General features: G+C 70.5%; 20 protein-coding genes. 5 read left to right on the top strand and 15 right to left on the bottom strand.

From position 1 onward, the window contains the following. The first annotated feature begins 317 nt into the window (after positions 1 to 317). Positions 318 to 1757 (top strand): amidohydrolase, encoded by a 1440-nt coding sequence (locus E4V99_RS10060; protein WP_135117124.1) that lies wholly within the window; start codon positions 318 to 320, stop codon positions 1755 to 1757. Positions 1758 to 1786: 29 nt separating this feature from the next. On the opposite strand, the gene E4V99_RS10055 is transcribed toward E4V99_RS10060, so the two are convergent. Together E4V99_RS10055 and E4V99_RS10050 are read right to left on the bottom strand one after the other, a co-directional pair. Beyond that, positions 1787 to 3766, bottom strand: coding sequence for an aldo/keto reductase (locus E4V99_RS10055; RefSeq protein ID WP_135117123.1), 1980 nt, complete (start codon positions 3764 to 3766; stop codon positions 1787 to 1789). A 28-nt stretch (positions 3767 to 3794) separates the two neighbouring features. Continuing rightward, positions 3795 to 4673, bottom strand: a complete 879-nt coding sequence (locus tag E4V99_RS10050; protein ID WP_135117122.1) for a sugar phosphate isomerase/epimerase — start codon at positions 4671 to 4673, stop codon at positions 3795 to 3797. Between the two features lie 185 nt (positions 4674 to 4858). On the opposite strand from E4V99_RS10050, the gene E4V99_RS10045 reads away from it, so the two are divergent. Beyond that, the gene (locus tag E4V99_RS10045) at positions 4859 to 6088 is read left to right on the top strand and encodes an ROK family transcriptional regulator (RefSeq protein WP_135068699.1); all 1230 of its coding nucleotides are present in this window, start codon (positions 4859 to 4861) and stop codon (positions 6086 to 6088) included. Between the two features lie 4 nt (positions 6089 to 6092). Here E4V99_RS10045 and E4V99_RS10040 read toward each other — a convergent pair whose 3' ends face one another. Next, entirely contained in the window at positions 6093 to 6614 is a 522-nt protein-coding gene (locus E4V99_RS10040) for a MarR family transcriptional regulator (RefSeq protein ID WP_135117121.1), read from the bottom strand. An 82-nt stretch (positions 6615 to 6696) separates the two neighbouring features. Here E4V99_RS10040 and E4V99_RS10035 point away from each other — a divergent pair, with 82 nt between their 5' ends. Continuing rightward, positions 6697 to 7125: a DUF6069 family protein gene (locus tag E4V99_RS10035; protein ID WP_135117120.1), complete on the top strand. Its 429-nt coding sequence runs from the start codon at positions 6697 to 6699 to the stop codon at positions 7123 to 7125. 18 nt (positions 7126 to 7143) lie between these two features. Here E4V99_RS10035 and E4V99_RS18455 read toward each other — a convergent pair whose 3' ends face one another. Then, positions 7144 to 7281 carry a hypothetical protein gene (locus E4V99_RS18455; RefSeq protein ID WP_167747804.1) on the bottom strand — a complete coding sequence of 46 codons (138 nt, stop codon included), beginning with the start codon at positions 7279 to 7281 and terminating at the stop codon, positions 7144 to 7146. Positions 7282 to 7394: 113 nt separating this feature from the next. Here E4V99_RS18455 and E4V99_RS10030 point away from each other — a divergent pair, with 113 nt between their 5' ends. Next, the gene (locus E4V99_RS10030) at positions 7395 to 8585 is read left to right on the top strand and encodes a multidrug effflux MFS transporter (RefSeq protein ID WP_135117119.1); all 1191 of its coding nucleotides are present in this window, start codon (positions 7395 to 7397) and stop codon (positions 8583 to 8585) included. Positions 8586 to 8604: 19 nt separating this feature from the next. Here the strand turns inward: E4V99_RS10030 and E4V99_RS18450 are convergent, their stop codons facing one another. The 6 genes from E4V99_RS18450 to E4V99_RS10005 all read right to left on the bottom strand — a co-directional run bounded on the left by E4V99_RS18450 (position 8605) and on the right by E4V99_RS10005 (position 13704). Next, positions 8605 to 8757 (bottom strand): hypothetical protein, encoded by a 153-nt coding sequence (locus E4V99_RS18450; protein ID WP_167747805.1) that lies wholly within the window; start codon positions 8755 to 8757, stop codon positions 8605 to 8607. A gap of 55 nt (positions 8758 to 8812) precedes the next feature. Further along, the gene (locus tag E4V99_RS10025; protein ID WP_135117118.1) at positions 8813 to 9781 is read right to left on the bottom strand and encodes an alpha/beta hydrolase; all 969 of its coding nucleotides are present in this window, start codon (positions 9779 to 9781) and stop codon (positions 8813 to 8815) included. Between the two features lie 86 nt (positions 9782 to 9867). After that, positions 9868 to 11241: an FAD-dependent oxidoreductase gene (locus E4V99_RS10020; RefSeq protein WP_135068709.1), complete on the bottom strand. Its 1374-nt coding sequence runs from the start codon at positions 11239 to 11241 to the stop codon at positions 9868 to 9870. 50 nt (positions 11242 to 11291) lie between these two features. Then, complete coding sequence (locus E4V99_RS10015) at positions 11292 to 12353, bottom strand: polyprenyl synthetase family protein (RefSeq protein WP_245233155.1); 1062 nt, start codon at positions 12351 to 12353, stop codon at positions 11292 to 11294. A gap of 9 nt (positions 12354 to 12362) precedes the next feature. Further along, a complete protein-coding gene (locus E4V99_RS10010) occupies positions 12363 to 13106 on the bottom strand; it encodes a demethylmenaquinone methyltransferase (RefSeq protein ID WP_135068711.1) in 744 nt (247 codons plus the stop codon). Positions 13107 to 13173: 67 nt separating this feature from the next. Next, entirely contained in the window at positions 13174 to 13704 is a 531-nt protein-coding gene (locus E4V99_RS10005) for a DUF402 domain-containing protein (protein WP_135068713.1), read from the bottom strand. Between the two features lie 80 nt (positions 13705 to 13784). On the opposite strand from E4V99_RS10005, the gene E4V99_RS10000 reads away from it, so the two are divergent. After that, a complete protein-coding gene (locus E4V99_RS10000; protein ID WP_245233154.1) occupies positions 13785 to 15065 on the top strand; it encodes an isochorismate synthase in 1281 nt (426 codons plus the stop codon). Positions 15066 to 15072: 7 nt separating this feature from the next. Here the strand turns inward: E4V99_RS10000 and E4V99_RS09995 are convergent, their stop codons facing one another. The 5 genes from E4V99_RS09995 to E4V99_RS09975 all read right to left on the bottom strand — a co-directional run bounded on the left by E4V99_RS09995 (position 15073) and on the right by E4V99_RS09975 (position 22638). Beyond that, positions 15073 to 18111 (bottom strand): glycoside hydrolase family 38 C-terminal domain-containing protein, encoded by a 3039-nt coding sequence (locus E4V99_RS09995; protein ID WP_135117117.1) that lies wholly within the window; start codon positions 18109 to 18111, stop codon positions 15073 to 15075. Positions 18112 to 18149: 38 nt separating this feature from the next. Beyond that, positions 18150 to 19007 (bottom strand): carbohydrate ABC transporter permease, encoded by an 858-nt coding sequence (locus E4V99_RS09990; protein WP_135068717.1) that lies wholly within the window; start codon positions 19005 to 19007, stop codon positions 18150 to 18152. After that, complete coding sequence (locus tag E4V99_RS09985) at positions 19007 to 19948, bottom strand: sugar ABC transporter permease (protein WP_135117116.1); 942 nt, start codon at positions 19946 to 19948, stop codon at positions 19007 to 19009. The genes E4V99_RS09990 and E4V99_RS09985 overlap by 1 nt, the downstream gene beginning before the upstream one ends. A gap of 7 nt (positions 19949 to 19955) precedes the next feature. Next, positions 19956 to 21311: an extracellular solute-binding protein gene (locus E4V99_RS09980; protein WP_135117115.1), complete on the bottom strand. Its 1356-nt coding sequence runs from the start codon at positions 21309 to 21311 to the stop codon at positions 19956 to 19958. A 103-nt stretch (positions 21312 to 21414) separates the two neighbouring features. Beyond that, complete coding sequence (locus tag E4V99_RS09975) at positions 21415 to 22638, bottom strand: ROK family transcriptional regulator (protein ID WP_135068723.1); 1224 nt, start codon at positions 22636 to 22638, stop codon at positions 21415 to 21417. Between the last annotated feature and the right edge of the window lie 31 nt (positions 22639 to 22669).

Here is a 22669-nt window from a genome sequence, read left to right as displayed (position 1 = left end):
GAGTCCGGAAGCCCGAGACAACCCTGTCTTCGTGGTGCGCATCATTGTCGCTGTCCTTTCCCTGGTGGTCAGGTGCAGGCCGGGTGTGCAGCGCTGCGGCCCGTCCTCCTGCATTGGATGTTACGTGCGCCCGCGCGCACTTCCGAGGGGACACGGCGACGCGATACCGCTGCGCTCGACCGCTTCGACGCAGGAGCACAGAGCCGGCGCTCACCCTTGATTGCCACGCACGAAGATTGACACACGCCCGGACCTTTGTCTACCTTTCAGGCATAAGTCCGGCAATGCTGAGACACGCCCGATGCGGAGGGAAGGTCATGACCACAGTGCTCCGGAACGCGCGGGTGGGCGGCGGTGACGTCATCGACGTGCGGGTCGAGAACGGGGCCATCACGCAGATCGGTGCAGGCCTGGAGCGCTCGGCAGAGGAGGTCGAACTCGACGGCCGCATCCTCCTTCCCGGCATGTGGGACAACCATGTGCATTTCACGCAGTGGGCGATGGTGCAGCAAAGGGTCGACCTGTCGGGGGCGAGGTCCGCCGCCGAGACAGCCGCGCTCGTCGCCTCCGCCCTGCCGCAGCGCGCCGGCGTACCGCTGACCGGGTTCGGGTTCCGCGATGGCCTCTGGCCGGATGCTCCCACCCGGACCATGCTCGATGACGCGGCGGGTCGCCACCCTGTCGTACTCGTCAGCGCCGACCTCCACACCGTGTGGCTGAACTCTGCCGCCCTCGAGCGGTACGGGCATGCAGATCACCCCACCGGACTCCTGCAGGAAGAGGCGGCGTTCGAGGTCACCCGCCGCATCGGCACGGTGCCCGAGGCGACGCTCGATGCGTGGGTGGCCACTGCGGGCGAGCATGCTGCCCGCCGCGGCGTGGTCGGTGTCGTCGACCTGGAGATGCGCTGGAACCTCGACCCCTGGGTCCGGCGCACCGCGAACGGGTTCGAATCGCTGCGGGTGGAGTTCGGCATCTACACGCGAGACCTGGAGCGTGCCATCGGGATGGGGCTGCGCACAGGCATGGCGATCAACGACCTGGTCACCGTGGGCGGGTACAAGGTGCTCACGGACGGTTCCCTCAACACTCGCACGGCCTTCTGCCACGACGAGTATCCCGGCCTGGAAGGGCAGGCGAACTCCCGCGGACTGCTCGAAGTGCCGCCCGAGCGGCTCGTCCCGTTGATGCGGCGCGCATCGGAAGCGGGGCTCGTCCCCGACGTGCATGCGATCGGCGACAGAGCGAACACCCTCGCGCTGGACGCCTTCGAAGCGCTCGGGATCGGCGGGCGCATCGAGCACGCCCAGCTCCTCGACGAGTCCGACGTCGGCCGGTTCGCGGAGCTCGGCGTCGTGGCCAGCGTGCAGCCCGAGCACGCCATGGACGATCGCGACGTGGCCGATCGGTACTGGGCGGGGAAGACTGCTCGCTCCTTCGCGCTGAAGACCCTCCTGGATGCCGGTGCGGAGCTGGCGCTGGGTTCGGACGCACCCGTGGCTCCGCTGGATCCGTGGGTGACTCTCGCCGCCGCGGTCGACCGCTCCCGCGACGGCCGCCCCCCGTGGCATCCGGAACAGGCGATCAGCGTGGAAGCGGCGCTGGCGGCGTCCACACGCACACGCGTCCAGGTCGGGCAGCCGGCGGACCTGATCGTCGTCGAACGCGACCCCTTCCATTGCACCTCCGACGAGCTGCGCTCGATGCCGGTGGCTGCCACCATGCTCGGAGGGCGCTTCACCCATCGGACGCTGTGACCTGCACCCGCCGGTTGCGGAGACGACCCCTACAACTCGCGCAGGTCCAGCCACGCGCTCGTGGCGTCGTCCAGGTCGATGTCCAGCGCTGCCGTCGAGGTTCTCGTCTCAGCGAGCGTGCGCGGCCCGATGAGGGCGAACGTGGGGAATTTCTGCTTCAGCACGTAGGCGAGGGCGACGGCAGTCGGGGAGACGCCGAGGTTGTCCGCGAGTTCTCGCACACGCCGGAGCCTTTCGAAGTTCTGCTCGCTGTAGTAGCACTCCACCAGGATCGGATCGGACAGGTCTGCGGGGTCGGCGCGGCTGAAGAAGCCCCGCGCGCCCGAAGCCCACGCGAACAGCGGGATCTGAGCCTCCTCGAGCCACCGCTTGGACGCACTGTCGGTGACGTGCCGACTCCCGGGGAACGGCAGTGCATGGGCTTCGGCGAGCCCGAAGTGATTGCTCAGCGCCGTGAAGCCCTGCGTTCCGTTGGCCCGCGCATACTCGTTGGCGGCGTCGAAGCGTTCCCGGCTCCAGTTCGATCCGCCGAAGGCACGGATGGCGCCCGCTCGGTGGTAGCGGTCGAGGACGTCCACGAACTCCCCGACGGGGATCTCTTCGTTGTCGCGGTGCAGGAAGTACAGGTCGAGGTGGTCGGTCTGCAGGTCCTCGAGGGTCTCCAGCAGCTGGGACTCCAGATTCTGCGGATCGCAGTACGGCGTGTGCGCGCCCTTCCCGATCACGAACACCTCCTCACGCACGCCCCGATTGGCCATCCACTGCCCGAACAGCTTCTGCTGCAGCCGATCGCCGTACTCATACGCGGTGTCGAACGCGTTCCCGCCGCGCTCGAAGAAGTCATCGAACACGACGCTCGCGAACCCGAGGTCGCGCTGGTTGTCGCAGCCGAAGACGAGACGCGAAATGGGCTTGTCCACGCCGGGGATCGTCCCGTAGGTCATCGAGTGGTCTCCGCGGACGAGGGGCCGCCTGCCGACAGTGGGGATGAACGCGTCGTCGTGTTCGAACGGGTAGCGGACGCCGGCCGCGGCCCGCCACCGGGCGAGGAGCTGCGCCAGCGCGATGGCTGTGCTCGCCGCATCCGGCGAGAAACCGGCTTCGGCGGCAGTGTGGACCGCGTCGGCCTCCCGCGCATACACCGCGGCCGGCTCGCACACCACGGCGCGTCGCCCCTCACCGGCGCGCGCCACCGTGAAGGTCGGCCGCTCGCCGGGCAGGACGGTCCAGGGCTGGGAAACCTCGATGACGCCCTCCGAGCCCCAGATCCGCAGCGGCGGAGTGTCCTCGAGCGAGATGGCGCTCGTCAGGTGGGCGGTGATGCCGTCGGCGAAGGTCAGCGAAGCGGTCGACCATTGATCGACCCCCGAGGGGTGCAGGGACGCCCGAGCGGTCAGCGTGACCGGATCGGGTTTGCGGCCGGTCGCGGAGACGACGGCCTGTGCCATCGAGGCCGCGTACCCGCCCACGTCGAGGATCGCTCCCCCGGCGACCTCGGGGTCGAACAGCCGGCCCGCGGGGTTGCCCGCCTGGAAGAGATACCCGGCCTCGATGTGCTGCAGGTCGCCGATCTCCCCCTCGGCGACGCGACGCAGGACCTCTTCGGTCTGGGGGTGGTACCGGTACATGTACGCCTCGACGAGCGCCACGTCCGCTCGCCGGGCAGCCTCGTGCACAGCCATCGCCTCAGCGAACGTGACGGTCAGCGGCTGCTCGCACAGGACGTGCTTGCCCGCTTCGGCGGCCCGCACGCTCCACACGGCGTGCTCGGTGTGCACGGTGGAGACGTACACCGCGTCGATCCCGGGATCGGCGATCAGCTCCTCGTACGACCCGTAGGCACGCGTCTGCGCTGATCCGTGTCGTGCAGCGAACGCCGCGGCGCGGGTGCCGTCGCGGCTGCCCACGGCGGCAAGCCGCCCGGACGCGCTGAGCGGCAACTGCTCGGCGAAGCGTTCGGCGACCTCTCCCAGGCCGAGAATTCCCCACCTGAACACCGTCGCGCTCATGGGAGCTCCCCTCCGAAACAGTCGGCGTTCAGGCGCGCGATTCCAGCTCCGTGCCGCGCAGACGGCTGAACGCGTCTCGGCTGATGCGCGCGGATTCGAGATCTTCGTTCGTGCTGAAGTCCTGCTCCAGCACCATGCAGCGGAAGGATGGCAGCTCGGCCAGCGTCGTGATGATGTCCTGGATGGGGAGGGTCCCCGTTCCGATCTCCACGAAGGACAACGGGTTCTTGACCTCCAGGAAGCGTTCCAGCGTGATGTTCTCGCGCGGATCGACGATGCCGTCGTAGAGGTTCAGAGGTTCAGAGAAGTCACGAGGGAAGTCCTTCTGATGGGTGAGGATCACGCGGTCGGCATACCGGTGGATCCACTCGAGCGGATCGTGGCCGCCGCGATACACCCAGAACGTGTCCATCTCGATCTTCACGAGCGCAGGATCGGTGTGCTCCAGGATCAGCTCGTACACGGGTGTGCCGTCGAATTCCTGGAACTCCTGGAAGTGATTGTGGTAGTAGAAGACCATCCCGCGCTGGGCGCACAGCTCCCCCACGCGATTGAACGCGTCTGCGCGCCGCTTGACGTAGTCGATGTCGCCATACGGGTAGAACTCGATGTCGCATCCGATGCCCGGACTGCCGATGCCGGCATGGAAGTCGAGCGTCGGGCCGAGCTGGGAGAGGTCGAGGGGATTGATGTGACTCCCGACGATCGAGAGCCCGTTGGCCTCGAGGACCGCAGCCAGGCGATCGGCCGAGATCCCGAACCCGATCCCCGGATCGGTGTCTGCTTCGTGATTGGCGCCTTCCACGCGGGTGAACCCGAGTCCGGCCAGGCGCGCCAGCGTCCCCTCGGGATCCACGGCCATCGCGTTGCGCACGGAGTACAGCTGAATGCCGACCTCGACGCTCATGATTGCCCTTCCTCCGCACCAGACGGACCGTCCACGTGAATGCTGGCACGCTTATGTCTTGTAAACAAGCAAAAGTACTTCCCTTCGCGGAAATTTGAGGCAATCGGGCACCCACAACGGATGCAGCGGCTCGCTGCCGGCATGAAGGCCGCCTCGTCGGACTGATCGGTGCGTAAACTCCCGACATGAGCCACCCTCAGGACGCCGTGGGCCTTGATGCCGGCGCAGTGGACCTGCTCAAGCTCCTGGCGGACCGCACCCCTCGGACGCGAGCCGAGATCGCTCGCCTCACGGGCGCATCGCGTTCGACGGTCTTCAACCGGATCAACGCTCTGCGCAGAGCCGGACTCGTCGCGGCAGTCGGCGAGGGATCATCGACCGGGGGCCGACCATCCACGAGGTTCGCCCTCAACGACCGGGCGCGCACGGTGGGCGCCATGCAGATCGGGCGCCGACACTGCACGGTCGCGGTCGCCGACCTCGGAAGCGGGATCCTGGCTCGCGAGCGATTCGACATCCGGCTCAGCGACGGGCCGGAGGTCGTGCTGGACCGCGCAGCGGAGGAGCTCGAACGGCTCATCCGGGAATTGCCGGCCGAGTACGGGCCCGTCGCGGTCATCACGGTCGGGGTCTCGAGCCCGATCGATCCCACGACCGGACTCATCTTCAACGTGAGCCCCATGCCGAACTGGTCCGCCTTCGCGCTCGAGCCGTGGCTGCGGGCGCGATTCGCCGTCGACATCCTCATCGACAATGACGCCACCCTGATGGCGATCGGCGAGCAAGCCGCGCACTATCCGTCGGCCGAGGACCTCATGTTCGTCACGGCCTCCAACGGAATCGGCCTCGGGCTCATCCTCCGGGGATCCGCCTACTCCGGTGCTCACGGCCTCGCCGGCGACATCGGCCACCTCCCGGTGCGTCGCCCCGACGCCGACGTTCCGTGCAACTGCGGCAACACCGGATGCCTCGTCGCCGTGGCGAGCTCGGATGCCATCTTCAGCGAGCTCCGCTCGCGGGGGGTGCAGGCGGAGAACGCCCAGGACCTGTTCGCCCTCGTCCGCGACGGCGACGTCACGACGGCGCATGTGCTCCGTCGTGCCGGACGCGACCTCGGCGATGTCCTCACCTCCTGCGTGACGCTGCTCAATCCCTCGGTGCTCGTCGTCGGAGGATTCCTCGCGTTCGCCGGCGACCACCTGATGGCAGGAATACGCGAGGTGCTCTTCGCCCGCTCCATCCCCCACATCACCGACAGCCTGACGATCGCGAAGACGCAGACCGAGCGTGATGCCAGCATCACGGGCGCAGCCATCCACGGGGCCCTGTGGACCCTGCGTCAGGAGAACATCACACGATTGCTCGCCACGGCGCCGGCCGGTGGCGCGCGGCAGGCATCCACCGCCGCCGGCTGATCCGTCAGCCGGCGGACGGCGTGCGGCCACCCACGTCGCGGGCCAGGGGCGCCAGGATACCGCCGGCATCCACCCCCGGCAGCAGCTTCGCGACCAGTCGGTCGAGCTGTGCCAGGTCGTGATCATCGAGCCGGTCGAAGAACAGCTCGTGCGCGGCCGCGAGGTACCCCGGTGCAGCGGTGCGGAACAGCTCCTCTCCCCGGTCGGTGAGGGTGGCGACGGCGACCCGCCCGTCTTGCGTCGAGCGACTCCGCGCCACCCGCCCGTCGGACTCCAGCCTCGACACCACGTGCGACAGGCGCGAGAGCGACGAGGCCATCAGGACGGCCAGGCGCGACATCGGCATGGAGCGGTCCTCGCTGAGGTGGAGGTGGTTCAGGACGAGGAACTCGAACTGACCGATTCCCTGCTGGGCGAGCAGGCGGGAGTTCAGCTCCGCCGGGATGCCGTGCGCGACGATGGCGAAGCGGATCCACGCGGTGCGTTGCAGCACGCTCAGTTCGGGGCCCAGCGGTTCATTCGTCATCACCCCAGCATAAAGGTTGACGCTTCAAGTATTCGGCCGTATCGTCGGTGCCCAACGCAGCGGATGTCCAGGGAGGAACGTGATGGGAACGAACAGCGAGGTCGATGTGTCCGTGTCACGCGGGCAGCGCAGGGCGTACCGCGCGCTGGCCGTGGCCGTGTCCGTGTGCGCGGCGCTGCTCGTGTGGGTGATCGCCTGGGCCGGCGGAGGCGGTCTCGAGGTCACGAGTCCGGCGGCCGGCACGCTTCGCATCGGAGCCGCCCTGGTCGTGGCGAGCGCACTCCCCCTGGCCCTCGCGGCATGGGGCGCCCTCGCACTGGCGGAGCGATTCACCCCCCGCCCACGGCGGGTGTGGACCGCGGTGGCCGTCGCCGTGCTGCTGCTGTCCCTGCCGCCGCTGCTCTTCCTGGAGGCGACGGACGCGACCAAGCTGACACTGGCGCTCATGCACGTGGTGACCGGCGTCGTCCTGATCGCGATGCTCCGTCGCAGCGGACGCCCCACGCGGTGAGTGGCGCTCCTGCGACGATCAGTCGTCGCCGGAGCCGGCGCCGTCCGCGCCGGACTCCATCTGCTCCTGCGGAGCCGCCGGCGGCTCGACGATCTGCTGCTCCGCCACGACGTCGTCGTGCCGGTCGTCGGGTGCGCTCTTCTCCGTGTTCGCCATCCCCCGAGCGTAAGGAGGTCACGGCACCGGGCACGGGGGGCTTGACGCGCACGCGGAGGATCCATCCGACCCGCTCGCGGATGCCAGGATGAATCAGTGAGCGGAGCGAGGACATGAGGCGCCCCCGCTCGCTCACCCCCGGCCTGCTGGCGGTGCTCGGCTTCCTCTCCGCCGTGGGGCCGCTGGCAACGGACATGTACCTGGCGTCGTTCACCGACATGACCGGCGACCTGCGCACCGACGCCCCCTCCGTGCAACTGACCCTGACGGCGTTCCTGGCGGGCATGGGTGCCGGGCAACTCGTCCTGGGCCCGCTCTCGGACCGCTGGGGGCGCCGCGCCGTGCTGCTGACGGCGGTGTCGCTGTTCGCTGCGACGAGCGTGGCGATGGTCTTCACCCCGTCGATCGAGGTGCTCATCGGCCTGCGCCTCCTCCAGGGGTTCGCGGGAGCGGGGAGCGTCGTGATCGCCCGGGCGATCGCCGCCGACCTCAGCACGGGTGCCACGGCGGTGCGCGCCCTGAGCCTCATCGCGACGGTCGGTGCGCTCGGGCCCGTGGTGGCTCCGCCCATCGGCGGCCTCATCGCCCCGATCGCGGGATGGCGGGGCGTGCTGGCCGCCCTCGCGCTGGCGGCCGTGCTGATGCTGGCGCTGGCAACCGTCGTGGTGCCCGAGTCGCTGCCCCCGGAGAGCCGGCACACCGGGACCGTCCTCTCCGTCTTCCGGCGGTTCGGGCAGCTCGCGCGCGATGCGTCGTTCACCGCGTACGTGGTCGTGTTCGGCCTCGGGTTCACCGGCATGATGGCCTACATCGCGGCCTCCCCCTTCGTGGGTCAGGTCGTGCTCGGGCTCTCGCCGCTGCTGTACTCGCTGTCGTTCGCCGCCGGCGGCGTCGCCCTCGTGTGCGTGAACCTCGTCAACGCGCGCGTGGCTCCACGGGTGGGACCCGAGCGGATGCTGCTGATCGGGGTCGCCGCGACCCTTACCGCCGGCGCGGCGATGACGGCGCTCGCGGCCACCGGCGCGCTCTCGGCGGCCCTGTTCATCGCCTACGCCTTCGTGATCACTGGCGGCGCCGGGCTGATCATGTCCAACGCCAGTGCGCTGGCCCTCGCACGCACCGGGCCGACCTCCCGCGGCGCCGGGGCGGCGCTGCTGGGCGCGACGCAGTTCGCCCTCGGCGGGTCGATCTCCCCCATCGTCGGCTTGTGGGGCGAAGGCACGGCACTGCCGATGGCCGTGGTCGGAACGTGCGCCGCGGCCGCCGCGCTGGTGTGCGCGCTCGTCGCACGGTCACGACACTGACGGATGCCTCATCCGCGGGTCACGCGGGCGTGCCGTCGACCCCGTCGTCTTCCTGCAGGGCCGGGCGATCCTCGGCGTCGATGCTCTCGCCGGTGCCACTGGGCTCGCCGGCGGACGTCGTGTCGGGCTCGGTGGTGGGTTCGATCGGCGGCTTCTCGCGGTCGATGTCCATGCCATCACTCCAGCACGGGTGCGTCCCACCCCGGACGGGGGTTGACACCCCGCCGTCAGCGGAGCCAGCGCATCCACCGGTCCAGGGTCGCGAACGCTGCCGCCCGCGGCTCGGGGCGGGAGCGGAACACGTCGTGGATCGCACCCTCGATGCGCGCGATGGTGACGAGCTCGCCTATGCGCGTCGCCGCGCGGGCGATGTCGTCGACGAAGAGCACCGAATCGGTCGAGGTCATGTCATCGCTCCACCGGATCGGCGGCGTCGAGCGCGCCGAGAGCAGCACGAGCGCGGGACATCCGACATCCACCCCGTCCGCGATCCGGCCATGCCCCGCCACGACGGCGGCCAGCCAGCGCGGATGCGTCGGGAACCCCTGCTCGGGCCGCCACGGTCCGACGCCCGCCGGGAGCACACCGATCTCGCGCTGCGCACGCGTATAGAACCCGAGGTCGAGGACCGGCTGCGCCCCGAGCGGATCGATGCGCGCGCGGGCGTTGATGAGCGGTGTCAGGGCCTGACGCCCAATCGGGCCCAGCTGGAGCTCGAGCCACGGGCTGTTCAGCACGAGAGCGGCCGCGCGGCCGCGGTGCCGGGCTGCCCACAGCGTGAGGGTGAGTCCGCCCGTGGAGTGTCCCAGCAGCACGAGCCTACGGGGGCCACGCGCGTCCACCTCCATCGCCGCGAGGGCGGCGGCGATGTCGAGGTCGTAGTCCTCGAGGGAGCGCACGTCGCCGGGGCGCTGCCCCGGCCGCAGGCTCCGGCCGTACCGGCGCAGGTCGAGCGCGAAGAAGCGGGCACCGCGTTCGGTCCAGAACTCCGCGACCTCGGTCTGGAAGAAGTAGTCCGACCAGCCGTGCACGTACAGCACGTCCACATCCCGCAGCGGACCCACCGTCCGCAGCAGGACAGAGGGGATGCTCCGCACCAGGGTCGCGACGATCTCCTCGCCGTCCTCGTCGCCGAGCGGGAGCGTCAGCTGCTCGAACCCCGGCCCGAGGATGTCGGCGCGCCACTGGCCACTCATCCTCCCACCCTACGGGCGGACCGATCCGCTCCCCCAGGGCCGCGCCCCCGCCCGGGCAGGGGTGCCCTCGAGCTGGCGGTGGTGGGTCACTCGCCGCGAGAGATCGAGACCATCTCGTCGCGAGGGACGACCTTGATGCGGGCGCGCTCGTGCGGGAGGCCGAGGGCCACTTCGTGCTCGTCGAGACGGTGCCATCCCTCGAGGTCGGTCCACTGGACCCCGCGCGACTCCAGCAGCGCGGGGATCGCCCCCTCCGACGCGTCCTCGGGCTGCCACCACGAACCCTGGTCGTTGATGAGATGACGCACGGTCTCCATCGCGTCCGATTTGGTGTGCCCGATGAGCCCGACCGGTCCCCGCTTGATCCACCCGGTGGCGTACACGCCCGGCACCGGCTCGTTGGAGTCCTTGTGCAGCACCTGGCCCTCGCGGTTGGGGATGACGCCGTGCCGCTTGTCGAAGGGCACACCCGGGAGCGGGGAGCCGAAATAGCCCACCGCGCGGTAGAGCGCCTGAATGGGGATCTCGCGCAGTTCGCCGGTGCCGACCACGCCGCCCTCGCCGTCGGGGCGCGTGCGCTCGTAGACGAACCCCGACACGTGGCCGGCCTCATCCGTCTTGACCTCGACGGGCTTGGCCCAGAAGTGCAGGTGCAGGCGGCGGGACGCCTCGCCGCCGGCGTTGTTCACGCTCGGACGCTTGCGCCAGGCCTGCAGCACGCGATCGATCACCATGACCTGCTTGTTGCTGGCGATGGCCGCCTTGGAGGCCTCGTCGTAGTCGAAGTCCTCGTCGTACACGACCATGTCGACGTCGTGGAGCTCGCCGAGCTCGCGCAGTTCGAGCGGGGTGAACTTCACCTGCGCGGGGCCGCGGCGTCCGAACACGTGCACGTCGGTGACGGGTGAGGCCTTCAGGCCCTCGTACACGTTGTCCGGGATCTCGGTGGGCAGCAGGTCATCGGCATGCTTGGCGAGCATGCGAGAGACGTCGAGGGCGACGTTGCCGTTGCCGATGACGGCGACCGAGGCGGCGTCCAGCGGCCACGTACGCGGCACGTCGGGGTGACCGTCGAACCAGCTGACGAAATCGGCCGCGCCGTACGAGCCCTCCGCGTCGATGCCGGGGATGTCGAGGCTCGTGTCGCGGACCGCGCCGGTGGCGAAGATGACCGCGTGATAGTGGCGCTTGAGGTCTTCGAGCGTGATGTCCTGGCCGTAGCGGACGTTGCCGAACAGGCGGATGTCGCCGCGGTCGAGCACTTCCCGCAGGGCGGTGATGATGCCCTTGATGCGCGGGTGGTCGGGGGCGACGCCGTAGCGGACGAGCCCGTAGGGCGCGGGCAGCTGCTCGAACAGATCGATCGACACATCGAACTTGCGCTCGGCCTTGAGCAGGATGTCGGCCGCGTAGATGCCGGCGGGTCCGGCGCCGACGATGGCCAGCCTGAGCTTGGTCATGAAGATCCTTTCGGGTTTTCCGGAGACCGGTCGCTGCGCGCGTTCGAAGGTCAGCTGGAGCGGTCGGCGACAGCCTGCGCGAAGCGCGTGAGCGCCTCGCGCACGGGGCCGTCGGGCACCGGGCCCAGCGCCGCGATCGCTTCGGCCGACCAGGAGTGGGCCAGATCGAGGGTCGCACGGGTCGCCTCGTGATCGCGCAGCTCGGCGAGCGCGCCGTCGAGGATCCCCGGGTCGGCGCCGTCGGCGATGCGCGCCACGCCGTCGTCGATGCGCGCGTGCAGGTCGCGGGATGCCGCATCCTGACGCTGCCCGAGCAGCAGGTAGGGCATCGTCGGCACACCCGCGCGCAGGTCGGTGCCGGGCACCTTCCCCGTCTCGTCGGGGTCGTCGGAGAGGTCCAGCACGTCGTCCAGCAGCTGGAACGCGACTCCGGCCTTCTCGCCGAAGACGCGCACGGGCTCTTCGTACTCCTCGGGGCCGCGCGCGAAGACGACACCCGCCTCGGCGGCGGCGGCGATGAGCGATCCGGTCTTGTCCGAGAGCACCTGCAGATAGAAGGCGACCGGATCGTCGTCGGCCTGCGGGCCCACCGTCTCGTGCATCTGCCCGAGGACGAGCCGCTCGAAGGTGTCGGACTGCAGCCGGATGGCGCGATCGCCGTGCCGCGCCATGATCCCGCTCGCGCGGGAGAACAGCAGGTCGCCCGTGAGGATCGCGATGTTGTTTCCCCACACCGTCTGCGCGCTGGGGACCCCGCGGCGGACGTCCGCGCCGTCCATCACGTCGTCGTGGTACAGCGAGCCCAGGTGGGTCATCTCCAGTGCGGTCGCGCCCTGCACGACGGCATCGGTCACGCCGTCCCCCAGCTGCGCGGTGAGGATCGCCAGCATCGGACGCACGCGCTTGCCGCCGGCCTCGTAGAGGTAACGGCTGGTCGCATCAGCGAGGGAATCGGTGACGCGCAGTTCGCCGGCGAGGCTCTGCTCGACGCGCTCGAGTCCGGCCTCGACCGTGGCGAGGAGCTTGCGGGAACGGACGCCGGCGAAAATGCGGTCGGCGAGGCCCAGTTTGCCCGCCATCTGCGAGCCCGCAGCGGAAGGTCTGGGGGTCACCGTCCCACCCTACCCCGCCAGGCTGGAGGCCTCTGTTCCCGGAGCGATGCCCCGGTGCAGCGCCACGATCCCGAACGACAGGTTCCGGTAGGCGACATCCGTCCAGCCCGCTTCCCGCAGCCACCTCGACAGCGTGCGCTGGTCGGGCCACGAGCGGATCGACTCGTTCAGGTAGTCGTACGCCTCGGCGTTGGAGCTGACCGCCTTGGCCACGAGCGGCAGGATGCGGCCGTTGTAGAAGCGGTACAGCTCGGCGAAAGCACGTGCGGGCGGGTGGGAGAACTCGCAGATCACGATGCGGCCACCGGGCTTGGTGACGCGGCGCAGTTCGCGCAGCGCCGCACGCGGGTCGTGAACGTTGCGCAGTCCGAACGACATCGTCACCGCGTCGAACTCGGCATCGCCGAAGGGGAGGTCGGTCGCGTCGGCCTGGACGAACGACAGGTTCGGGATGCCGCCGTGGCGGCGCCGGCCCTCCGCGATCATCCCGGGCGAGAAGTCGGCGGCGATGACCTCGGCGCCGCTGCGGGCCAGCGACACCGAACTGGCGCCGGTCCCGGCCGCCAGATCGAGGATCCGCTGCCCCGGGCGCGGGGCCACCGCGCGGGTGGTGGCGACGCGCCAGAACCGGTCGTTGCCGAGGCTGAGGACGGTGTTGGTGCGGTCGTAGGCGGGCGCGACCTGGTCGAACATGCCGCTGACGCGTGCCGGGTCCTTGCCGAGGTCGGCGCGATTCGGCTCGGGAGTGGTCACGTGTCGAGTCTAGGCCGGGCGGATGCGCCGCCCCACCGTGCACGCACCCCGCCCGGGACGGTGCGAGTCAGCCGGGGAAGGAGGCGAGCGCGTCGAGCCAGCGGCCGATCGTGGCGTCGTCGAAGGGGGCCCGCCGCCGCCGCACCTGCAGCTCGAGGTCCAGGGCGACCGACTCCAGGCGCTCGACGATGTCGAGCGGGTAGCCGTACTGCACGCGGTGCTCGTCCCACTCGTCGCGGTCGTCGATCCAGATGCCGCGGCCGGCCTCCTCGACCACATCGAGGTCCATGTCGATGCCGGTGGGCTCGTCGCCCTCCCAGCCCACGTCCCACGCGAGGTCGATGTAGACGCGCGTGGGGTGCGGGGCGGCGTTGGAGGTGAACGTCCACTCCCCGCTCGGCGGGATCAGGGTGACATTGGGCTGTCGTGCCCGCACATCGCGGCCGGGGCGCACGCTGCGCCATCCGGCCTGCTGCCCCACCCAGTCGCCGTGGTCATCGCGACCCAGGTACACGCACTCGTGCTCCCAGTGCACACCGCCGTCCCACTTGCGCCAGCGGAACATCACGCGGGTGCCGGGGGCAGGACGAGGGATCACGATCGCAGTCTAGGGATGCGGCGCCCACCCCGGGCCCTTCCCCCAGGATCGCTGACCGGGCGCGAACTAGGCTGGGAGTCGTGCCTTCGCCCGCCTCGCCTCCGATCCCGCGGCTGCGCGTCGTCACGCGCGAGATCGCGACGGTGGACGACGTCCTCGCGCATTCCGCCGCCACCGACCCGCTCTTCTGGAGTCGCCGCGGCGATGCGCTGGCCGGTTTCGGCGTCGCTCTGCGACTGGAGGCGGCGGCGGGCGCCCTGACTCCGGCGGCCGAACTGGCCGTCCGCTGGCGCGCGGTCGCGGCAGCCGCCGACATCGACGACGCCGTGGGGATCCCGGGAACGGGCCTGGTCGCGTTCGGCTCCTTCGCGTTCGACCCCAGCTCCGCTCACGCGAGCGTGCTGACCGTGCCGGCGACGCTCGTGGGGCGGCGCGGCGGGCGCACGTGGGTCACGCACGTCCGCGTCGACGACCCCGTTCCCGCCGAGGACGCCACCGCGCTCCCGCCCGCGACGCCGTACGGGCCGCACTGGTCGGCGACGCTCGGCCCCGGGCGCATGAGCGCACAGGGGTACCAGGACGCGGTGCGCGCGGCGCTGGCGGCGATCGCCCGCCACGACGTCGAGAAGGTCGTCCTGGCCCGCGACGTCGTGGGCACCGCGCCCTCCGGAGCCGACCTTCGCCGCCTCGTCCGCGCCCTGCTGTCGGGTTACCCGGACTGCTGGGTGTTCGCCGTCGACGGCCTGATCGGGGCGAGCCCCGAGACCCTGGTGACCGCCTCGCACGGCACCGTCACCGCGCGCGTCCTCGCCGGGACGATCGCCCGCGGCGCCGACGCGGATGCCGACACCGCGGCATCCCTGTTCCTCTCCGACAGCGGGAAGGACCAGGACGAGCACCGCTTCGCCGTGCAGAGCGTGTTGGACGCACTGCGCCCGCACACGAGCGCCCTCGCCGCGGCCGAGCAGCCGTTCACGCTGCGCCTGCCGAACGTGTGGCACCTCGCCACCGATGTGGAGGGGGAGCTGGACGACGGATCGTCCTCCCTCGACCTCGTCGCGGCACTGCATCCCACGGCAGCGGTCGCGGGAACCCCGACCCCCGCCGCGATGGCGATGATCCGCCGGCTCGAACCCTTCGACCGGGGCCGGTACGCCGGGGCGGTCGGATGGATCGACGCATCCGGGGACGGGGAGTGGGCCATCGCGCTGCGCTGCGCCCAGTTCGATCTGCCCGACGCCAACGGCGCCCTGCCCCTCACCGCCTATGCCGGAGCGGGCATCGTCGCGGGCAGCGACCCGGAGACGGAGCTGCTGGAAACGCGCGTGAAGTTCCGGCCGATCGTCGAAGCACTCGCCTGAGCCGGGGTCAGCGGGCGAAGCGCAGCGTGACGAGCTGGAACGGCCGCAGCTGCAGCGTCGCCTCCGGCCGTTCGCCCATCTGCACGTCCACGACCGCGGATGCCGTGGACTCGCGCTCGAGCAGGTCGGTCTCCGTCACGGCGGTTGCGGCGAACCCCGTCGACAGGCTGGCCGTCGTGCGGCGTCCGAGCGCTTCGTACAGACGGACGACGACGTCGCCGCTGCCGTCCTCGGCCAGTTTGACCGCTTCCACGACGACGCCGGGGGCGGACACGGACACGAGCGGCGGGATGTCCGTCGCGGCGGCTCCGGTCACGACCCGCTCGGGCAGGTTCATCCGGTAGCCCTCCGCGACGGCATCGGCGACCTCGGCGCCGATGACCAGACCGACCCGCAGCGCGTGCGCCCCCTGATCCTGCGTGGGATCGGGGAACAGCGCCGCGCGGATGAGCGACAGCCGCACGATGGAGACCGTGCCGCCGCCGGTGGAGCGCGGAGCGCGCGTGATGTCATGGCCGTAGGTGGAGTCGTTCACGACGGCGACGCCGAAATCGGGTTCGGCGACGCGCACCCATCGGTGCGCCACGGTCTCGAAACGGGCCGTGTCCCACGAGGTGTTCGTGTGGGTGGCGCGGTCGATGTGGCCGAACTGGATCTCCGAGGTCGCCCGGTCGGTGTGCACGTCGATCGGGAAGGCGAGCTTCAGGAGCTTCTGCGTCTCGTGCCAGTCCAGCTCGAAGGCGAACTCCACCGTGCGCGAGCCGGCCTCCAGCGAGATCCGCTGCACGATGCGCGAGTCGCCGAAAGACCGTTCCACCACGACCGCGTCCTCCACCGCCACGACGCGGTCGGCATCGGTCAGCTCCATCACGGTCGCGCGGTAGTGCACGTCGACGTCCCACGCATCCCACTGCGTCGGGGTGTCGCGATGCAGCTGCAGCAGTCCACCCGCGGCATCCGGCGGGATGCATTCGCGCCCGGTGGCGAGATCGACCGCTGAGGTCACCAGCCCGCGCCGGTCGATCACGACGCGGACGACGCCGTTGTCGAGCACCCACCCGGCGGCCTCGGCACGCGGGACCGTGCCGGCGGTGGCCGTGCGGGGAGCAGCCGACAGGGCAGGCACACCACGACGGGCATGCGGCGCCGCGTTGGCGGTGAGGGTGTGCGCGCCGTCCCCGGCCAGGCGGCGCAGGCTCGCGTCGATGATGTCCTCGAGCTCGCGCGCGACGTGGACGTAGTTGCGCTCGGCGTCGCGGTGGACCCACGCAATGGAGGACCCGGGCAGGATGTCGTGGAACTGCTGCAGCAGCACCGTCTCCCACGCGCGCGACAGGCGCTCGGCCGGATACTCCGCGCCTGTGTGGACGGTCGCGGCCGTCGCCCACAGCTCCGCTTCGCGCAGGAGGTGCTCGCTGCGCCGGTTGCCCTGCTTCGTGCGGAGCTGGCTCGTATACGTGCCGCGGTGGAACTCCAGGTAGAGCTCGCCCACCCACACCTCGGGGTCGGGGTATTCTGCCTCGGCCGTCTCGAAGAACCGACGCGGGGACGAGTGCACGACGCGGGGCGAGCCCTCCAGCGACTGCGCACGGGCGACGGCCGCGGCCATCTCCCGCGTCGGGCCGCCCCCGCCGTCGCCGTAGCCGTAGGGCAGGAGCGACACGGTGCCGCGTCCCTTGTCGGCGTAGTTCCGCTCGGCGTAGGCGAGCTCGGCGGCGGACACGGTGGAGTTGTACGTGTCCACCGGCGGGAAGTGGGTGAACAGTCGCGTGCCGTCGATCCCCTCCCACTGGAACGTGTGGTGGGGGAAGCGGTTGGTCTCGTTCCACGAGATCTTCTGCGTGAGGAACCACCGCGCGCCGGCGGCGGCTGCCACCTGCGGCATCGCGCCGGTGTAGCCGAACGAGTCCGGCAGCCACACCTCCCGCGTGTCGATGCCGAACTCGCGCAGGAAGAAGCCCTTCCCTGCGACGAACTGCCGCGCCAAGGCCTCCCCGCCGGGCATGTTCGTGTCCGATTCCACCCACATGCCCCCCACGGGGACGAACCGACCCTCCGCCACCCGCGCGCGGATGCGCTCGAACAGGTCGGGGTAGTACTCCTTCATCCACGCGTACTGCTGCGCCGACGACGCCGCGAAGACCACCCCCGGGTCTTCGTCCATGAGCGACAGCACGTTGGAGAACGTGCGGGCCACCTTGCGGACGGTCTCGCGCACCGGCCACAGCCACGCGGAGTCGATGTGGGCGTGACCGACCGCGTGCAGCGTGTGCGCACTGGCGGCCGCGGGGCGGGCGAGCGCCGGCGCGAGCACGGCACGACCGGCGGTCGCCGTGCCCGCGACGTCGTGCGGATCCACGGCGTCGATCATCCGCTCGAGCGCCGCGACGATGTCGGCCTGGCGCGGCGAGGCCGGATCCAGCTGCGCCGCGAGACCGTGCAGGGCCACGGTGTCGGCCAGCAGGCCGGCCACCTCCAGGTCGCGCAGTCGCACGTCGACATGACGGAGGCGGTAGACCGGATCCGTGCCCGCGGTGAGCGGATCCCCCACGGGTGTCGGCGCGAAGGTGAACAGGCTCCCGACATCGGGGTTGGACGCCCCTTCGATGTAGACGTCGACGGCGCCGTCGGCGCCGACGGCCTCGATGACGGCGTTGTTCAGCGGGGCGATCCCGCGCACCGGCCGGCCGTCGGGAGACCACACCATCGCCTCGCACTGGAAGCCCGGCTGGCCGATCGTGAAGCCGAGGTCGGCCACCAGTTCGGCTCGTGTCCCGGCCGGCAGCGCACCGTCCGCCCCGCGCCAGCGGTCGGGCACCGCGCCCGTCACGCGGAACCAGGTCGTGCCCCACGGGCGACCCCACGCCTCCCCCGCGGAGATCGGCCGGTACTCGCCCGCAGCCGCCTCCGCGAAGGTCACCGGCTCACCGGGTGCCTCCCAGCACGTCACCTCGAGAGGGTGCGCGTCGCGGTGCACGGCGGGCAGGAGCCGTTCGCGGATGAACCGGTCGACGCGGAGTGCGGCCAGGGTGGAGCGGTCGTGCATGTCGTGCCTTCCGGTGGAGCAGTGGGGAGAGGAGGCGGTCAGCCCTTGACGGAGCCGGCGAGGGCGAAGGCCCCGCCGGAGAGCTTCTGGACCAGGACGTAGAGGAGGACCATCGGTGCGGCGTAGAGCACCGAGTACGCGGCGAGCTGCCCGTAAGCGACCGAGCCGTACTGCCCGAAGAAGTTGAAGATCGATACGGCAGCGGGGAGGTTCGACGACGTGAACAGCAGCACGAAGGGAACGAAGAAGTTCCCCCACGCCATGGTGAACACGAAGATGAACACCACGCCGATACCTTGCCGCATGAGCGGGATGACGATGCGGCCGAGCGCCTGCATCGACCCGGCGCCATCGACCCACGCGGCCTCCTCCAGGGAGATGGGCACGGAGTCCATGAAGTTCTTCAGCATCCAGATCGCCATCGGGAGCGATGTGGCGGCCATGAAGACGACGACGCCCCACACCGAGTCGAGCAGTCCGAACGACACGAACAGCGCGTAGACCGGCACCATCATCGCGGTGATGGGCAGGCCCGTGCCGAAGAGGATCCCGTACATGAACGTCTGCTGGAACCGCATCGAGTACCGCGAAAGCGGGTAGGCCGCGAGCACACCGGCCACCACCGTGATGACCGCGGTGCCGAGGGAGATCACGACGGAGTTCAGCAGGGGCTGCCACGTCAGTTCCCACGTCATCACCTGCGTGTAGTTCTCCAGCGTCCACGTCCCCGGCAGCTTCATCGTGACCTGCGCGTCGCCGTCGAAGGAGGCGAAGACAATCCACAGCAGCGGCACGAGGAACAGCACGCCGATCACGGCGAGGAGAATCGAGGACAGCACGGTCTGCGGGCGCCGGCGCGGCGCGGAGACGGACACTGCCGCGGTGGAGGTCGCCATCACACCACCTCCGGCTTGAGGATCCTGATGTAGATGGCCGAGAACACGGCGCCGATCAGCAGCGTGACGGTGGCGATGGCCGTGCCGTAGCCGACCTGTGCGAACTTGAACGCCTCCTGGAAGGCGAGCACCGGCAGTGTCGAGGACTGGGTGCCCGGCCCGCCGCCGGTCATCACCCAGATGAGGGTGAACACGCCGAGGGTCTGCAGGGTCGTGAGGAGCAGGTTGGTGGAGATCGACCGGTTGATCACGGGAAGGGTCACGCGCGTGAAACGCTGCCACGCGCCGGCACCGTCGATCGTGGCCGCCTCGATCAGCTCGGGCGGCACTTCGGACAGCGCGGCGTTGTAGACCATCATCGAGAAGGCGGTGCCGCGCCAGATGTTCGCGAGGATGACCGACAGCATCGGGAAGTAATACAGCCAGCTCGTGCCCTCCAGCCCGAACCAGCCGAGGAACGCGTTGAGCGTGCCGTCGGTCTGGAAGAAGGCGTACAGGGCGAAGGCCGCCACGATCTCCGGCAGCACCCACGCGAGCACGACGAGCCCTCCCACCAGGGACCGCAGCGGCTTGACCGCGCTGCGCAGGAGCACGGCCAGCAGCATCCCGAGCACGTTCTGGCCGATCACGGCCGAGGCGAGGACGAACACCACCGTGAGCCCGAGCGAGAGCCAGAAGTCCGGGGATGCGAACAGCTCGGTGTAGTTGGCGAAGCCGATGAACTGCGGGTCGGCGGCGCGCGGCCCCGTCATCGCCCGGTCGGTGAGGGATCCGTAGAGCGAGTAGACGATGGGGCCCAGCATGAACGCGAGCAGCAGCAGCGTCGCGGGCAGGAGTGGCAGCAGGCGAGCGGCGGTGCGTCCGGGCCGTCCGGGCCGGGAGGGTGTCCCCCGGCCCGGACGGTGCCGACCACCGGTCGTGAGGGTGGCGGTGGCGGTCATCGCGGGTTCAGCCCGCCTGCGTGTTCTCTTCGCCGACGATGCCCACGAGAGCCTGGTCGTACGCGGTCTGCGCGTCCTCGGGCGTGGTCTGCCCGGTGTACACGCCCTCGGTGGCGACCGGGATGTTCGAGGAGATCTGCGAGTAGTCCGGCGTCGCGGGGCGGAAGTTCGTGTACGGGACCAGCGAGGAGAAGAACTCGAACGACGGGTTGAAGTCGAGGTACTCCTGGCTTTCGGCGACGTCGGTGCGCACGGCGATCTGGCCGGCCTCCTGGTGGTAGGTCAGCGCGTTGTCGAAGGTCAGGGCCTGTGCCATGAAATCGAAGGCCGCCTGCGGGTCGGAGGCGTTGGCGCCCATCGAGAGCGTCCATCCGCCCGACATCGAGGTGAAGCCGTCGCCCCCGCCATCCTGCGTGGGCATCGCGGCGAACCCGAGCGTCTCCTCCCACTCCGGCCATTCGTTCTCGCCGTTGATCCAGTTGCTCGGCAGCCACGAGCCGTCCAGCGCGATCGCGATGCCGCCCTGCGGGAGCAGCTCGGTGCTGACCTTCGTCCCCCAGCCGGCGTCCAGGGCCAGCGCAGGGTCGGGGCCGAGCTTCTCCTCGGCGACGGTCTGGTAGAACTCCAGCGCGTCGAGGAAGCCCTGTGATCCGGTCACCCACTTGTTCGACTCGGTGTCCATGAGCTCGTCCCCGGTGCCGTACAGCAGCATCTCGAAGCCCTGCATGGAGGTCGCCTCCCCCAGCGCCTGCGCGGCGTAGACGTTCAACGGGATGACGTCGGCATTGCTCTCCTGCACCGCACGCGCGGCGTCCAGCACGTCGTCCCAGCTCGTCGGAGCCCAGTCCTCGGGAAGGCCGGCGTCGGCGAAGATCTCCTTGTTGAAGTACAGGCCGCGCGTGTCGGTGCCCAGCGGCACCCCATAGATCTTGCCGTCATCGCCGAGTCCCGCCTGGCGGGCGCCCTCGTCGTACTGCTCCCACTCGTCCCACTCGGCGACGAACTCGTCGATCGGCTGCAGGTAGCCGGCCGCGGCGTCGGAGCGGATCTGGAAGGTGTCTTCGTAGATCACGTCGGGCGCGGTGTCGGCGGATCCGTTCATCAGCGCGAGCTTGGTGAAGTACTGATCCTGCTCGGCCTCGATCGGCATGAGCTCGACCGAGCGATCGGGGAACTCCTCCTCGTACTGCTCTTTGACCTTCTTCATGAGTTCGTCCATCGCGGTGAACGATTTGGTCTTCTGGTAGGCGACGCGGATGGTTCCATCGGACGCCTCCGACTCGGCACCTCCGCCGCATCCGCTCAGCGCCAGTGCCGTGGCGGTGAGGCCGGCGAGGGCGAGAGTCGTCGTCGATCTCTTCATGGTCGAAGCTCCTTTGCTCGTTCCGCAGTGCGCCCGGGGTGCGCCCCTCTTTTCTAAACCAACTGGAGTAAATGGGCAAGAGTGCGCCGAACCGGACCGCGGGTCAGCCCGAGGAGATCATCAGGTCGGCCGGGCGCGCCGTAAGCGCGGAATCGAGCACGAGACACGCGGCGCCCACCGCGGCGACGTCGGTTCCGAGCGCGCTGTCGAGCAGCCGGATGCCGCGCACCGTCGCGGTGGCGCGGCTGGCGGCCACCGCGCGCTCCAGCACGGGGCGCGCCGCCTCGGCCAACCGGCTCCACAACGGTCCCCCGACCACCACGACGTCGGCGTCGAGGAGATTGTTGATCTGGACGACGGCACGCGCGAGGTTCTCCCCGACCCGCTCGACGGCGGCCGCGGCGCGCGCGTCCCCGCCCCGTGCACGGCGCGTCAGCACGTCGACGTGGGCCCGCAGCTCCGGAGCGGTCGGCGCCGCACCCGCCCGCAGAACCCCTCCGTCGACGAGGAGCCGCTCCGGCGCGATCGCTGCGCCCAGGCACCCGCGGTGCCCGCACTCGCACAGCGGGCCATCGCGCTCGACGCCGAGGTGGGCGACGTCGCCGGCGTTGCCGGTGCGGCCCCGCAGCGGCGTGCCACCCATCGCGAGCCCCATTCCGACCCCGGCGCCGTAGTACACGAAGATCGCGTCGTCGAGCTCCTGGTCGGCATCCATCCACAGCTCCCCCACCATTGCGGCCACGACGTCCTTCTCCACCGTCGTGGGGAGCCCGGTGGCCGCGAACAGGTGCTCGCGCAGAGGGGCGTGATGCCACGCCGGTGCCAGCAGGGGCGGCTCGAACAGTGCTCCGCGCTCGGCGTCGAAGGGGCCGGGCGCGGCCACGCCGATGCCCAGGACGCGCTCGCGCGGGACGCCGGCGGCGGTCAGCAGCTCCTCGACGGCGTCGGCCAGATCGGCGACGAGGTCGGCGGCGGTGCCCATCTGAGGCGGAGTGCGCTCGCTGTGGGCGATGACGGCGCCGGTCAGATCGACCACGACGAACGTGTCGACGGCGGGGTCGAGATGGATGCCGACCGCGCAGCGGGCGGCGGGGCGCAGCTGCAGCGGCGTGCGCGGCTTGCCGGGCCCTGCGGCGACCGGGGTGCCCTCGACGATCCACCCCTCGCCCACGAGCCGACGCGCGACGTTGCTGAGCGTCTGCGCCGACAGTCCCGTCCGCTCGGCGAGCTCGGTACGGCTGATGCCCTCCGGCGCTCGGCGGATGAGGTCGAGCACCAGCGTCTGGTTGTACGTGCCCACCGCCGGCAGGTTCGACCCGCGTCTCATGAATCCCTCCGGTCGCACCCTACTGCGCCCC

Source organism: Microbacterium sp. dk485, assembly GCF_004570445.1.
GTDB classification, from domain to species: Bacteria; Actinomycetota; Actinomycetes; order Actinomycetales; family Microbacteriaceae; genus Microbacterium; species Microbacterium wangchenii.
This window is presented reverse-complemented; position numbering and strand designations above follow the sequence as displayed.

Bases quoted from the DNA above. Each gene is read 5' to 3' on its own strand.
- E4V99_RS10060 (WP_135117124.1), top strand. From the start codon at position 318: ATGACCACAGTGCTCCGGAACGCGCGGGTGGGCGGCGGTGACGTCATC.
- E4V99_RS10055 (WP_135117123.1), bottom strand. From the start codon at position 3,766: ATGAGCGCGACGGTGTTCAGGTGGGGAATTCTCGGCCTGGGAGAGGTC.
- E4V99_RS10050 (WP_135117122.1), bottom strand. From the start codon at position 4,673: ATGAGCGTCGAGGTCGGCATTCAGCTGTACTCCGTGCGCAACGCGATG.
- E4V99_RS10045 (WP_135068699.1), top strand. From the start codon at position 4,859: ATGAGCCACCCTCAGGACGCCGTGGGCCTTGATGCCGGCGCAGTGGAC.
- E4V99_RS10040 (WP_135117121.1), bottom strand. From the start codon at position 6,614: ATGACGAATGAACCGCTGGGCCCCGAACTGAGCGTGCTGCAACGCACC.
- E4V99_RS10035 (WP_135117120.1), top strand. From the start codon at position 6,697: ATGGGAACGAACAGCGAGGTCGATGTGTCCGTGTCACGCGGGCAGCGC.
- E4V99_RS18455 (WP_167747804.1), bottom strand. From the start codon at position 7,281: ATGGCGAACACGGAGAAGAGCGCACCCGACGACCGGCACGACGACGTC.
- E4V99_RS10030 (WP_135117119.1), top strand. From the start codon at position 7,395: ATGAGGCGCCCCCGCTCGCTCACCCCCGGCCTGCTGGCGGTGCTCGGC.
- E4V99_RS18450 (WP_167747805.1), bottom strand. From the start codon at position 8,757: ATGGACATCGACCGCGAGAAGCCGCCGATCGAACCCACCACCGAGCCC.
- E4V99_RS10025 (WP_135117118.1), bottom strand. From the start codon at position 9,781: ATGAGTGGCCAGTGGCGCGCCGACATCCTCGGGCCGGGGTTCGAGCAG.
- E4V99_RS10020 (WP_135068709.1), bottom strand. From the start codon at position 11,241: ATGACCAAGCTCAGGCTGGCCATCGTCGGCGCCGGACCCGCCGGCATC.
- E4V99_RS09995 (WP_135117117.1), bottom strand. From the start codon at position 18,111: ATGCACGACCGCTCCACCCTGGCCGCACTCCGCGTCGACCGGTTCATC.
- E4V99_RS09990 (WP_135068717.1), bottom strand. From the start codon at position 19,007: ATGGCGACCTCCACCGCGGCAGTGTCCGTCTCCGCGCCGCGCCGGCGC.
- E4V99_RS09985 (WP_135117116.1), bottom strand. From the start codon at position 19,948: ATGACCGCCACCGCCACCCTCACGACCGGTGGTCGGCACCGTCCGGGC.
- E4V99_RS09980 (WP_135117115.1), bottom strand. From the start codon at position 21,311: ATGAAGAGATCGACGACGACTCTCGCCCTCGCCGGCCTCACCGCCACG.
- E4V99_RS09975 (WP_135068723.1), bottom strand. From the start codon at position 22,638: ATGAGACGCGGGTCGAACCTGCCGGCGGTGGGCACGTACAACCAGACG.